At 48.3% G+C, this 14725-nt stretch carries 9 protein-coding genes and 2 pseudogenes; all 11 read right to left on the minus strand.

All coding sequences use genetic code 11. From position 1 onward, the window contains the following. Positions 1-14: 14 nt before the first annotated feature. Positions 15-1829 (minus strand): FAD-dependent oxidoreductase, encoded by a 1815-nt coding sequence (locus UNITIG_RS21970; RefSeq protein ID WP_101760476.1) that lies wholly within the window; start codon positions 1827-1829, stop codon positions 15-17. A 293-nt stretch (positions 1830-2122) separates the two neighbouring features. Next, entirely contained in the window at positions 2123-2734 is a 612-nt protein-coding gene (locus UNITIG_RS21975) for a transglycosylase SLT domain-containing protein (protein WP_101760477.1), read from the minus strand. Between the two features lie 42 nt (positions 2735-2776). Next, positions 2777-4806 (minus strand): annotated as a pseudogene (gene ligA, locus UNITIG_RS21980) (NAD-dependent DNA ligase LigA). A 53-nt stretch (positions 4807-4859) separates the two neighbouring features. Continuing rightward, positions 4860-5762 (minus strand): cell division protein ZipA, encoded by a 903-nt coding sequence (gene zipA, locus UNITIG_RS21985; protein WP_101760478.1) that lies wholly within the window; start codon positions 5760-5762, stop codon positions 4860-4862. Positions 5763-5957: 195 nt separating this feature from the next. Beyond that, complete coding sequence (gene smc / locus UNITIG_RS21990) at positions 5958-9464, minus strand: chromosome segregation protein SMC (RefSeq protein ID WP_101760479.1); 3507 nt, start codon at positions 9462-9464, stop codon at positions 5958-5960. Between the two features lie 194 nt (positions 9465-9658). After that, positions 9659-10912, minus strand: coding sequence for a c-type cytochrome biogenesis protein CcmI (gene ccmI / locus UNITIG_RS21995; RefSeq protein WP_101760480.1), 1254 nt, complete (start codon positions 10910-10912; stop codon positions 9659-9661). Then, a complete protein-coding gene (locus UNITIG_RS22000) occupies positions 10905-11420 on the minus strand; it encodes a cytochrome c-type biogenesis protein (protein WP_101760481.1) in 516 nt (171 codons plus the stop codon). The genes ccmI and UNITIG_RS22000 overlap by 8 nt, the downstream gene beginning before the upstream one ends. After that, on the minus strand, positions 11417-12007 hold the full coding sequence (locus UNITIG_RS22005) for a DsbE family thiol:disulfide interchange protein (RefSeq protein WP_101760482.1): 591 nt from the start codon (positions 12005-12007) through the stop codon (positions 11417-11419). The genes UNITIG_RS22000 and UNITIG_RS22005 overlap by 4 nt, the downstream gene beginning before the upstream one ends. Positions 12008-12021: 14 nt before the next feature. Next, entirely contained in the window at positions 12022-14034 is a 2013-nt protein-coding gene (locus tag UNITIG_RS22010) for a heme lyase CcmF/NrfE family subunit (protein WP_101760483.1), read from the minus strand. Next, positions 14031-14528: a cytochrome c maturation protein CcmE gene (gene ccmE, locus UNITIG_RS22015; RefSeq protein WP_200821423.1), complete on the minus strand. Its 498-nt coding sequence runs from the start codon at positions 14526-14528 to the stop codon at positions 14031-14033. Before ccmE ends, UNITIG_RS22010 begins: the two co-directional genes overlap by 4 nt. A gap of 66 nt (positions 14529-14594) precedes the next feature. Further along, a pseudogene (gene ccmD / locus UNITIG_RS25265) lies at positions 14595-14723 on the minus strand (heme exporter protein CcmD); the annotation flags it as partial. Between the last annotated feature and the right edge of the window lie 2 nt (positions 14724-14725).

A 14725-nucleotide genomic window follows, 5' to 3' on the forward strand; every position in this document is an offset into this window, starting at 1 on the left:
ACTACCCGCCCGCCTTAATTACTGTTAGCCGTAACTTCGTCGGCATAATTACCGGCTTTAGTTACTTCATACATAAACTTCTGCATATCCCAAGCTGCAGTAGGACAGCGTTCGGCACACAAACCACAATGCAAGCAGACATTCTCATCCTTTACCATAATGCGCTTGGTGGGTAGCGCATCCGTTGAAATATATAAATCCTGTGACAAATTATTAGCTGGCGCACTTAAGCGAGTACGCAACTCGGCTTCATCTTCAGCCGGAGCAGTAAAGGTAATACAGTCAGTCGGACAAATATCAACGCAGGCATCACACTCAATACATTTAGCTTCGGTAAACACCGTTTGCGCATCACAATTCAGGCAACGTTGTGCTTCAGCAAAACCTATCGCGGTATCAAAGCCCAGCTCAACTTCCATTTTACGATCAGTTAATGACAGCTGAACTTCGGCATGAGGTACGGCATAGCGCACATCATCGACCACGCTGCTGTCATAGCTCCATTCGTGAATACCCATTTTTTGGCTAACTAAATTAGTCCCCGGGGCCAAACGCTCACTAACACTTTTACCGTTGAGAAATAGATCGATAGAAACTGCCGCCTGATGGCCATGAGCAACAGCGGTAATAACATTTTCCGGACCGAATGCAGCGTCACCACCAAAAAAGACTTTAGGGTTTTTAGATTGGAATGTTTGCGTATCAACTACTGGCATATCCCACTTACCAAACTCCACGCCTAAATCACGCTCAATCCACGGGAAAGCATTGTCCTGGCCAATAGCGATACAAACATCATCACATTCAATCAGTACTGGCGCTTCACCGAGGCTCACCAGCGAACGCTTGCCACTGTCATCATATTCGGCGCGCACCTTGTCGAACTTCATGCCAACTAATTTGCCATTATCAACAACAAACTCCAGTGGCACATGATTTTCAAACATTGGAATGCCTTCGCGTTCGGCATCTTCAATTTCCCAAGGGGAGGCTTTCATTTCAGAACGCGGGCTGCGCACTACGACTTTAACGTCCTGGGCACCTAAGCGGAGTGAAGTACGGCAGCAATCCATGGCGGTATTACCACCACCTAATACAATAACTTTTTTGCCAATCGCTTCACGGTGCTCAAACGCCACACTGGACAACCAATCGATACCAATATGAATATTGTCTGCACCTTCTTCACGACCCGTGATGGTCAAATCGCGACCTCGGGGGGCACCGGTACCGATAAAGACCGCATCATAATTTTTATCTAAAATTGTTTTTAAACTGTCGACATAGTGATTGTATTGAGTCACTACGCCCATATCAGTAATGTAATTAACTTCCTGATCCAGCACTTGCACTGGCAGCCGGAATGAAGGGATCTGGCTACGCATGAAACCGCCACCGGCGGGCTGGTCATCATAAAGGTCAATCGAGTAGCCCAGTGGCATTAAATCTCTGGCCACGGTTAATGACGCTGGTCCGCCGCCAATCAAGGCAACACGCTTGCCGTTTTTCTGCTCGGGAATAACCGGCATCAACGCATTAACGTCATCGTCATTTTTATTATCTGCCGCTACCCGCTTTAACCGACAAATCGCCACCGGTTGTTCTTCTACTCGACCACGTCGACAAGCTGGCTCACAAGGGCGGTCACAGGTGCGACCTAGTACACCGGGGAAAACGTTAGATTCCCAGTTCACCATATAAGCATCGGTATAACGCCCGGCTGCAATTAAGCGGATATACTCTGGAACAGGGGTATGCGCCGGACAAGCGTACTGACAATCCACGACTTTATGAAAGTACTCCGGATCTTTAATATCTGTTGGTTTCAAAACTGCCTTCCCGATTTAAATTTAATGTAATAAGCTAATTGCCGGAGTGTTTATCACCCTCTTTTCCCTGCTTCGTTCTAGCGCCGAATTACAGACAAATAAGCCTGCCAATTAAAGCATAAGCCACTAACAATATCAGTAGCTATGGTTTATTTTATTGGGCAAAAGTACAGTTTTTATTGCTATCGAGAACTACTGAACAACGCTGAGCAAGCATTAATTTAAATTTAGTAAAGCGTTGTTATAGGTAATTTGACTACAGATTTATCCCTACCATGAACAAGGTCTTGTCTTCACCAAAATTTCCACCAGGGACCCTGCAGTTCTTTCTCGCAACTATTGAGTTGTGATTGGTAGCGCGCAGCCCGCGCCGAGACTTTTTTTGCCACGCCTTTTAGCCATGGCTTTTTATTATAAGTACGCCGATTAAAGCCACCATGACCTTCGTGGTAAGCCAGATAAAGGTGGTAAGTATCATCTGGCTTGATATTGCATTTCTTCCGACTGACGCTGTTATACCAACCAATAAAATCAATAGCGTCAGCAAAGTCATCCCGATCCGCGCCATAATTACCGCTGCTCTTGATATACCAATCCCAGGTATCATCTTTCGCTTGTGAGTAACCATAGGAATCTGAAGGCCTGGGACCAGGAATAAACCCTAAAATTTTGGTGCGCGGTGGTTTTGCTTTCTGTTGGAACCGGGACTCTTGATACATGATTGCCATCATCGTGGGAATAGGTAAATACCAATTACTGCGCGCGTCTTCAGCCTCATCATACCAATCATCTTTTTCCCGAAAGATTTCACAGATATTACTTTGGTTTTTGGGTGGGGAGACGGTGCAGCCAACCAGAAAGAGTAGCGGTAACAATAACAGCAGCAGATATTGTTTTTTATTCATAACACCACTTCTAGTTGATCGCTGATATTTGTCCAGTAAAAATCAAAGTGCCTGATATTTTTTCAGCAATATTAAAAATCCGGCCTCATCAATGACATCGACACCGAGTTCTTGCGCCTTGGCTAATTTTGAACCTGCACCAGGCCCCGCCACCACACAATCAGTCTTTTTTGACACGCTACCCGCAACTTTAGCACCCAAATGCTGCAATTTCTCTTTGGCTTCACTGCGCCCCATTTGCTCCAAACTCCCGGTCACCACATAAGTCATGCCAGCTAATGGCAATTGATCCGCAGATTTAACGACGACGTCGGGCCAGCGAATGCCTGCAGCCTGTAATGCCGTCAATAATTGTTGACTGTGCTCGCCCTGAAAAAAATCAAACACATGCTTTGCCACAATAGGCCCGACATCATCAACTGCCAGTAACGCTTCTCTATCAGCCTGCACAATAGCTGGCAAGGACCCAAAATGTTTCGCCAAGCACGCGGCAGTAGCCTCACCCACTTCGCGAATACCTAAAGCAAATAAAAATTTAGCCAAGGTTGTCGCCTTACTTTGTTCGAGTGCCGCCACTAAATTTTCAGCAGATTTTTGGCCCATGCGCTCCAAGCCAATCAACCGCTCTACCGTTAAGTGATACAAATCAGCGACAGAGCCAATAAGATTCTCATCGACTAACTGTTCAACCAATTTATCGCCAAGACCATCAACATCCATAGCTTTGCGAGAGGCAAAATGTTTAATCGCTTCTTTTTGTTGGGCGGCGCACACCAATGCGCCAACACAACGGGTGACGGCCTCACCCTCAATACGTTCGACAGGGGAATCACACACTGGGCACTGCTCTGGAAACACAATCTCGCGGGCATCATCAGGACGCCGCTCTAGCACCACCTTCGCCACCTGCGGTATCACATCACCGGCCCGGCGCACCACGACAGTATCGTTAATTTTGACACCCAGCCGCTCAATTTCATCGCGATTATGTAACGTCGCATTGCTCACGGTAACGCCACCCACAAATACGGGCTCCAATCTCGCCACCGGCGTAATCGCACCAGTGCGGCCCACCTGGAAATCCACACCCAACAAACGAGTAATTTCTTCCTCCGCAGGAAATTTATGGGCGATTGCCCAACGCGGGCCTTTAGCGGTAAATCCTAACTCGGCCTGCAGTTCCAGCTCATCCACTTTATAAACGATGCCATCAATGTCGTAAGCCAGATCCTTACGCTTAGCGAGCAAGTAATCGTGATACTGCAAACACTCATCGATCGTCGCAACCACACGCATTTCGGAGTTGATACGAAAACCCCATTGTTGCAGTTGCTGCAAAATAGCACTGTGTTCGATCGGCAGCTTGCCACCATCCACTAATCCTACGCTGTAGCAACACATTTCTAGCGGCCGCTGCGCAGTTAAACGCGAATCCAATTGCCGCAAGCTACCGGCGGCAGCATTGCGCGGGTTTACAAAGAGTTTTTCATTATTAGCGCGAGCCCGTTCATTCAGCGCATCAAACCCCTTCTTCGGCATATAAATTTCGCCGCGGACTTCCAGCACATCAGGCCAACCCTCACCTAATAAGGTCAGCGGGATCGATTGAATAGTACGTACATTGTGGGTAATGTCTTCGCCAACCGAGCCGTCTCCGCGAGTAGCGCCCGCTCCAGCTTGCCATTGCGATAGAGCAAGCTAACGGCTGCGCCATCTAATTTGGGCTCACAAACCAAATGAAAACTTTCGTCCTCACCCAAGCGATCCAATAAGCGCTTACCAAATTCCTTTAACTCCTGCTCATTAAATACATTATCCAAAGACAACATGGGTACTTCATGACGCACTTGCTTGAAACCGGCCAAGGGTTCGGCACCTACCCGTTGGGTTGGTGAGTCCGCAGTAATTAATTCAGGATGTTCAGTCTCTATTGCTTGCAGCTCACGCATCAAGCGATCGTATTCCGCATCAGGTACAGAGGGATCGTCGAGGGCGTAATAACGATAGTTATGCTGATTAATAGTGGCGCGTAACTGTGCTAGCTGCAGGGATAATTCAGGGATTGATGTCATGACTTTGAACAACTACGACGGAGATTAGAGAAGCGGTTTAAATAAACCACGCATTAAACATGCGTCAGCTGACGGCGCTGATGTTCCTGCAAGCGTTGGCGACAATGCTCGAGTGTTTGATTAGTCATAGCACTACGCGACTCATCCAGTAACACACCATTCAAATTGGTCACCAGACACTGCGCGGTTTCAACCATACATTCAAACGCTTTGATGGGATCTTTAGGCCCAGGCACACTCATAAAAAAGCAGACACCGGGAGTAGTAAAATCTTCTATGGTGTCAAGATCAAAAAAACCTGGCTCGACACTATTGGCCATACTGAATTGAACCGCGCCATTGCCGCCTTTTTCTTCGTGGCGATGAAAAATATTCATATCACCAAAGCGCAAATCGCAGGCCAATAAGATATGAAGTAAATCTGGACCTTTAAAGGCTTCTTTTTTAGCAATGACATTAATCACCACCACTTCTTCAGGATTAGTTTCGACGCGGGAAGATTTGCTTACCGCTTTTGTCTCTGCTTCACGCTTTAGCTGGGCAATGTCCTGAGGCTTATCTTTTGTTGTGGGCTGCTCTTCCTTTGCCGCCATTGCGGCTACGGCGACATCGATAGGATCAGGTATTTCATCAGGCAAGTCATTGGCATTATCAATGACAGATTCAGCTGCGGTCAATTCATCCGCAACTGACTCCATTAGCATCGGCACGGATTGCTCCAGGTCCAACTCTTCATTGCCACCGCGACGGCCGACAATGCGAGCACCACCCGCAGGCAATTCGCCAGTACCGATATCATCATCACTGGCACCAGCGGAGTTCAGGAATTGTTTATTTAAAGCCATGCGAATTCTACCGCGACGCTCATTGCGCATGCGGCGATAGCCATCAATCAGCACTGCTAAAATAAGCAGCACACCAACAATGAGCATCCAGTCGCGAACACCGAGTTCCATTGTAGCCTTAATACCTTTGTGAATGAGTCAAAAAATGCAGCACAATAGCTGCGTTAATCATAGCCAAACTAATTAACTATAAAGGTATAAGTTAGCACCAGTTTAGCGCATTGCAACTCTGTTCAAACCGCTGAGCGAATACGTCAGAAGCCAGCACTGCCTGCAGCCAACCCATCCCTCTACTATTAGTACCCGTTATATCGCCGCAAGTTCCGCAGCCTCATCAACATCCACCGTCACCAGACGAGAAACGCCAGGTTCATGCATGGTCACGCCGAGCAATTGATCGGCCATTTCCATCGCAATTTTATTGTGGGTGATGTAGATAAACTGTACCTGCTTGGACATTTCTTTTACCAGACGGGCATAACGCCCCACATTGGCATCGTCCAATGGTGCATCAACCTCATCCAGCATACAGAACGGCGCTGGGTTCAAACGGAATATAGAAAATACCAGGGCGATAGCCGTCAGGGCTTTTTCGCCACCAGACAATAAATGAATGGTGCTGTTACGCTTGCCTGGTGGCCGTGCCATGATAGCAATACCAGTATCCAATAAATCATCACCGGTCATTTCCAGATAAGCTGTACCACCGCCAAATACTTTCGGGAACAACTCTTGCAAACTGCTATTCACCTGATCGAAGGTATCTTTAAAACGCTGGCGAGTTTCTTTATCAATTTTATGGATAGCATTTTCCAAAGTCTGCAAAGCTTCTTCCAGATCAGCATTCTGCGCGTCTAAATAAGTCTTACGTTCTGACTGGGATTTATACTCATCAATTGCCGCTAAATTAATGGGCCCCAAGCGCGCGATACGCCGCCCAATACTTTCCAGATTCTCATGCCACAATTTTTCTTCTGCATCTTCAGGCAGATTAGCCAGCACGTTATCCAGCTCATATTGGGTTTCAATCAACTGTTCTTCCAGGGTGCGACGACGAACTTGTAAACCCTGCACTTCTACACGGCCGCGCTCCAATTCGGAACGAACGGTTTGCGCACGAGCTTCAATCCCGCTGCGCTTGCTTTCAGCCTCACGTAAACCATGCTCAATTTCATCAACCTTGCGTCTGGCCTCAGTTAACTCCTCTTCGATTTGCAAACGCTGCTCTAGCTGTGTTTCCAGCTCCAGTTTTAATTCTTCCACCGGGTCATCAGAACCACTAATACCTTCCAACAAGGTGGTGCGCCGCTCTTCTAACTGCTCGACCTGATAACGGGTACGCTCGATATTTTGACTCATCGAATCCAATTGCGCCCGCAGCGATTGATAGCGCATCGCTAATTGGTGGGCTGAGTCTTTATCATGGCGGGCTGCTTGACGGGCATTATCCAGCACCGTACGACACTGGTCGCGTTGTGCCAGTAACGTTTCGCGCTGACTGGAATCCTGCTCCATAGACTCAATCGCTTCCGACAAAATCATCCGTGCTTCGCCCAGACTTTCCTGCTCCATCTGAAACTGTTCACGGCTTTCAGCGATTTCACCGCTGATGCGTTCGCGGCGTGAACTGATCTGCTCGATGTTAACTTGCTTGGCACTCAGCGCTGAACGCAGCTCTGAATGCTTATTGTTCTGCGACTGCGCTTCACGCTGCAATTGTTCGCGACTGGTTTCCAGAACCTTTAATTTCTCACGGCCTGCTGCCAATTGGCTATCAAGCGACTCAACGCTTTGCTCGGCATCAACCATGCTGGCGGTCAGTGTTTCTAACTCCTGCTGCCGCTGTAATACACCGGCCTGCTCATCAGAGTCTTTAGCAACTCGCAACCAGTTGGAACCAATCCATAAACCATCCGCGGTGACTACTGACTCATGGGCAGCGAGCTGACTGCGCAACGCTAACGCGGCCGTTAAATCTGCCGCCACATAAATTCCCGCCAACAGCGATTGTGCCTGCTGACCACTCTCCAGTTTACTGGCTAAGGTGTCTGCCAAGGAACCTTCATTGAGCGCAGGTGTATTGGCATCTAATAGCGTAATGCTGCCGTGCTCGAGATTAGCTGCCAACGCAGCAACAGCATCCAAACCATCGACACAGACAGCTTGCAGATGCTCACCTAAAACCGTTTCAACGGCGGTTTCCCAACCACTAGCTACTTTTAAATTTTCAGCCAAACGGGCCTGGCTATCCAGACCACTGGATTTTAACCAATCACTGATCGCACCCTGCTGCCGACCTAGCGCCGCCTGCTGCAAAGCTTCTAACGACGCATGCCGACCGCGCATACTTTGCAGCTGGTTGCGCGACTTATCCAACTCGGCACCCAGCTCAACATTGCCATCGCGCAATTGCTGAATCTCATCGGTCTGCTGTTCTAACTTTAACTGCTGCTCTTCACGCTGCATGTCGGCTTCAGCCAACTGCTCGTTTAGCAACTCAATTTCTTCTTCAACCGGGCCGGCGCTTAAACCTGACTTTTCCTCTTCCAGTTTTTCAATACGTTGCTGGATGCGACTCAGCGCCTGTTCAAGATGTTGAATGCGGGATTGCTGAACCTCTGCTTTCTGCCGTGGCTCCAACGCTTTCTGATTGAAATCATCCCACTGCTGCTGCCAGGCTTGCATCGACTCTTCAGCGTCAAGCAATGCCGCTGCGGTTTCTTCTTCGGAACTCTGTGCCAATTCCAGCTCTGGCTGAATCTCTTCAACTTCAGCCGACCAGCGCTCCTGCTTCTCGGTATCGGTAACTAGATGCTGTTTTGACTCTTGATAGTTGCGCTCGGTTTGCGCCAAATCGTCCTTCAATTGGCGGCTGCGTTCCTGCTGATGTTGAATATTCTGTTCAGTACGGGAGATTTCAGCGCCAATACCATAGTAACGGGCTTGTACTTCGTTGAAGCGATCCATGGTATCGGTATGAACGTCGCGAAACTTTTCGATATCAGCATCAACGGCGCGCTGTTCGGCAATCACCCCTTCCAGCTTAACTTCCAAGTCACGGATGGAGGTTTCGTAGACTTTGACCTGACCGTCCAGGGACTTCCATTGCAAGGCCTGTAATTGCGCCTTTAACAATCGCTCCTCTTTTTTCAACTCCGTATAGCGCTCAGCCGCTTGTGCCTGCCGCTGCAAATGCTGTAGCTGGCGTTCAAGCTCATCGCGCAAGTCAGTTAAGCGCTCAAGGTTTTCCAGTGTGCGACGCATGCGGTTTTCGGTTTCACGACGGCGCTCTTTGTATTTGGAAATACCGGCGGCTTCTTCAATAAAAACCCGCAGCTCTTCTGGCTTGGATTCAATCAAGCGGGAAATCATACCCTGCTCGATAATGGCGTAACTGCGCGGCCCTAAACCGGTACCTAGGAAAATATCAGTAATATCCCGGCGACGGCACTTGGTGCCATTGAGGTAGTATTCGGAAATGGCTTCGCGGGTGACTTTGCGGCGGATAGCGATTTCCGCAAAGCGGGCATATTCACCGCCGACCTTGCCATCGGTGTTATCAAAAACCAATTCAATGGAGGCCTGCCCCACCGGCTGACGATTAACCGAGCCGTTAAAAATAACGTCGGTCATATTCTCGCCACGCAGGTTTTTAGCCGAGCTTTCACCCATCACCCAACGTACAGCATCGATAATATTAGACTTACCACAACCATTCGGGCCGACAACACAGCCCAGATTTGATGGAAATGACACAGTGGTTGGATCGACGAAGGATTTAAACCCCGCCAGCTTGATACTTTTTAATCGCATTATACTTTAACTTTTACTTTATGTTATCGGCGTAACTTGTTGTATTTATTATAATTACTATTTCAAAATACGGTCGATTTATTACGCCACCAATTCCCCAGTAAACGGCGCTTAGTGTATAGCTTTTGCCGCAGCAGGACTACGTTGAAATGGGGCTTTTTCGGATTTTTTTACACCTTGATGACAGCGGCAGGCTATTGCACTTGCTCGCTGATCTGCAGACTGATGGGTCCGGCTTGCTGCGCGGTTTGTACGGGACCAAATACGCCCTCCCAATCACCGGGGCCGCGATTAGCGATACCGTTTTTGGAAATACGGGCAATGACTTCCACCTGCTCAAAGCTGGAAAGATTTAAACCCGGCGCCATCGCCATAGAATCATCCAGAGTAACTATGGCTGGCAAATCTACCACCCGCAAACGCGCCACCGCCAACGGCATTCTCGGCCCCGCTACGGCGCGAGCAAAAACGAAGACTGCAGAATCGGGATCAACCGCCACTTGTTCAGCTATGGAAACCTGTAATTGTAAACTGACCGCTATTGCTCCGCCTTCTGCAGCCGGAGCCGGGGCCTCATCTAATACCACGCCACTTTCAGCCAACAGCGATTTAGCCTGCTCGATACCGGCAGTGATCATTTGTCGATTGGGTGATACCGGCCCCAGCATCGGTAATAATTGCTGCCAATAGCCAATAGCCTGCTGGTATTCGCCCGCTTCAAAACTGGCGATCCCTAACATGCCCAGTACCGTAGGCTGCTGTGGGTTCAGCTGCAATGCTTTATCAGATATCGCCTGCACTTTGGGCGTCAATTGACGATTGGAAGACAAATACAGTGACTGCGCATATTGTGCCAGCACCGCCGGGTCTTCAGGGTACACCTGCGCCAGCCGCTGATAAGCGTCGGTAGCAGCAGGATAATTGGCCAACTCCATTTGGGTGCGACCAATCATCATTAAGTAATGGGGGTTTTCAGGGCGTTGCAATAAGCGCGCGTCCAGTTGTTTTAACAACTGCTGCTCAATGGCTTTAACCTCTTCACCGGCAGCGGCTTTATGTCTGAGTGTTTTTAAGGTGTCGGTAATTTCCCAATCCGCTTTAGCACCCGTTTGCTGATACACACCCCAGCCAATCAGCGGCAACATCAACGCCAACATGACTGGCAACTTCCACGATGGCCGCTGAATAGACGTCACACCGCCCCCTGGGCTGGTGACCTCTTCCAATAGCCGCCGCTCTAATTCCGTTTTTAATTGCAGAAACTCTTTTTCGGTAATATCACGGTTATCACAATCAGCTTCCAGCTCAGCCAAGCGCTGCTTAAAGACACTGATATTAATGCCTTCACGGCTAGACTGCTGCGCGCTGCGATTCATCATCAGCGGTGACAATACAAATAGCGCCGCCACTAACACCAATACTATGGCGACTATAAAAAACTCAGGCATTCGATTGATCCTTGGACTGAGCCGATGTCACCGTACTCGTTGATAATATCTGTTGTAATTGCTGCCGCTCGGTGCCATCCAAACCAACATCCTGACCATCCTGTTCGGTACCATCCACCGACGCCGCCTGCCTCTGCCGACGAAAAACGACGATGATAATGACTAAGCCCAAAATAAGAAAAACCGCTGGCGCCATCCACAGCAATGCAGTCTCTGGATTAAAACGGGGCCGATACAGAATAAATTCACCATAGCGTGCCACCATAAAATCTACAATTTGTTGATCCGATTGCCCATCCTGCAATAAGCGATAAAGTTCGCGCCGTAAATCTTCAGCAATAGGTGAGTTGGAACCGGATAAGTTTTGATTTTGACACTTGGGGCAACGCAGCTCATCGATAAATTGCTGGTAGCGCTCCCGCGTCACTTCATTGTCAAATTCATAAGTCTCTACCACCGCTTGTGTGTAACAAGAGCTCAACAAAATTAACAGCAATAACAATCTCATCCTGCGACTCCAGGTTGTAAACGCGGGTCAGCTTTGCGCTCAGCTTCGAGCTGGGTAATCAATGGCTTGAACTTTTCTTGCCAAACCGATTCGTTTAACGGGCCCTGATAACGCATCCGAACAAAACCGCGATGATCAATAACATAGGTCTCAGGTGCGCCGGTCACCCCCATGTCCAAACCTAAACGGCCGGCCGGATCAAAAATATTAAATTGATAGGGGTTTCCCTTTTCCGCCAACCAACGCTGGGCAGCATCTGCCTGATCTTTATAATTGACGCCGTAAATTTTGATATTTCGCTCAGTCGACAAAATATTTAAATAACCATGCTCAATATGGCAAGAAGGACACCAGGTCGCCCACACATTGATCAATGCAATGGAACCCAATAAATCGGTTTGGGTTAATTGTGTTTGCGGCTGCTCTAATTGTGATAAAGCAAAACTGGGAAAGGGTTTATTCACCAGTGCAGACGGCAGATTTTGAGGACTATATTCCCCCTGATCGATGCGGTTGATCATCATATAAAAAAATGCAGCTACCAGCACAAATGCAATCAGCGGGATAAATAATTTCAAGCGATTCATTATTATTATCAGTCTCAGGCTTTTTTCGGACTGGCATTAAAAGCTGCGCTTTTAATCAACTGTTCATTTTCTTCTTCGCTCACGCTAGCACTTGCACGCAGACGATAACGTTTATCTACAGCAGCTAACGCGCCACCCAATGTCATTAAAATAGCACCCAACCACATCCAGCGCACAAAGGGTTTGTAATGCACTCGCACTGCCCAGGCGCCACCACCCAAAGGCTCACCCAGAGCGACATACAAATCACGAAACAGACCATTATCAATAGCCGCCTCGGTCATTACCTGACCTTGCTGGGCGTTATAAGTACGTTTTTGTGGATGCAAAGTGGCAATGGTTTTACCTTTTTCGGTAACGGTAATAACACCTTCATCACCGCGATAATTAGGCCCTTCAATCGTACGGGTACCCTGAAACTGGAACTGATAACCCGCCAACGCCAACTCATCCCCGGGCAACATCCGTAAATCGCGCTCCACAGAATACTGGCTGGTGAGACAAACACCTAACACCGTACAGGCAAAACCCAGATGAGCAATCAGCATGCCGTAATACGCTAACTGTAAACGTTTGAGCCCAGCCATAATTGACTGCGAGTGACGCAATTTATCTTTCAGGTTGGCGAGGCTGGAAAATAACAACCAAGCGGCAAAACACACCGCCAAAGCAGCGGCAATATTATATTCAGCGCCATAGAAAAACGGAAAGGCAATACCCACTAGCACACTCACCACAGCAGCAATCATTAATTTGGATTGCAGATAATCCACTTTGGTTTTTTTCCAGCGGGTAGTGGGACCAATCCCCATAAAAAGAATCAGAATCGCCATCAGTGGTACAAACACTGAATTAAAATACGGCGGGCCAACTGAATACTTGCCATAACCCAAACCATCCATCAGCAGTGGAAATAAAGTACCGAATAATACTGTCAGCATGGCAGCAAGTAGCACCACATTATTCACCAGCAATAACATTTCCCGCGACAACCAATCATAGTGACTCTTGCTGGCTACCGTAGGCGCACGCAGGGCATAAAGGGTTAATGAACTACCAACCACCAGAATTAAAAAGGCCAAAATAAATAAACCTCTTTCGGGATCTGCTGCAAAGGAATGTACAGACGTCAGCACCCCCGACCGCACTAAAAATGTACCTAATAAACTGAGTGAGAACGCAATGATGGCGAGCAATACTGTCCAGCTTTTAAACACCCCACGCTTTTCGGTGACCGCCAAGGAGTGAATCAATGCGGTGCCCACTATCCACGGCATAAATGAGGCATTCTCCACCGGGTCCCAGAACCACCAGCCGCCCCAACCCAATTCGTAATACGCCCACCAACTCCCCAGGCCAATCCCCAAAGTTAAAAATGCCCAGGCGATATTAGTCCAGGGACGTGACCATTTAGCCCATGCCGCATCCAACCGCCCACTACTCAAGGCAGCAATCGCAAAAGCAAACGCCACGGAAAAACCAACGTAGCCAAAATATAAAACCGGCGGATGAATCACCAAACCGAAATCCTGTAACAACGGATTGAGGTCACTGCCCTCCATCGGTGAATTAGGTAAATGCCGCTCAAAGGGATTGGATGTGAGCAAAGAAAATAACAGGAACCCGACCGAGATCATGCCCATCACCGACAGCACCCTGGCTAACATATCCAGTGGTAACTCGCGACTGAATATGGCGACGGCCAAACTCCAAATCGATAATATTAATACCCACAGCAGTAATGAACCTTCATGATTACCCCATACCGCACTGAGCTTATAAAACCACGGCAACTGCGTATTGGAATGACTGGCCACTACCACTACTGAAAAATCATCCTGTAAGAACAAATAACTTAATACCACGAACGCGATAGCGATGAAGGTAAATTGCCCGACTGCCAGCGAGCGACTCAAAGCCATTAAATAATTATTTTTACTAACAGCTCCCCATAATGGGACCGCGGCTTGGAGTAACGCTAAAGCCAGCGCCAGAATTAATGCGAAATGTCCGTACTCAGGAATCATTGATCATACCCCTGGTATGTTGCAGCAGGATTGCCTTTGGTTTTCACTGCACCCTCTTCGCCACCGCTAGCGGCAGCACTGTCCAGCGCTGACTGCACTTCCGGAGGCATATAATTTTCGTCGTGTTTGGCGAGTACTTCAGTTGCCTGAAACACGCCATCTTCATCAAGCTGGCCGGAAGCGACGACACCTTGCCCCTCAGCAAATAAATCAGGCAGAATCCCGGTATAGACCACCGGCACATTGGCTTGATAATCAGTAACGATAAAATCCACCCGTAAACTTTGGCTATCACGCTTGATACTGCCTTCCAGCACCATACCACCGGCGCGAATATTTTTACCAACAGGTGCTTTACCGGCAACAATATCAGCCGGCGGATAAAATAAATTGATATTCTCCCGCAGTGCAAAAGTCGCTAATGCTACTGCTACAGCAGCACCAAAGATAATAAACAACACTACGATTAATCGCTGTTTTCTGTGGGGATGCATTGGCACGTTAAGGATTCTCACTACTGATGGTGGAGGGCTGACTGTAGTGGCGTTTTGTTCTCGTCGCAGCAACATCGCCTGCTCAATCATAAACCGGCGTTTTTTTCGCAGCGGGCTAACCGCTAACACCAACAACACCACAAAGGTAATAGCATAAACCGACCAAACAAAAACCCCGTGTCCTTCCATAACCATAA

It is taken from the genome of Oceanicoccus sp. KOV_DT_Chl (assembly GCF_900120175.1).
Classification (GTDB): Bacteria; Pseudomonadota; Gammaproteobacteria; order Pseudomonadales; family Dasaniaceae; genus Oceanicoccus.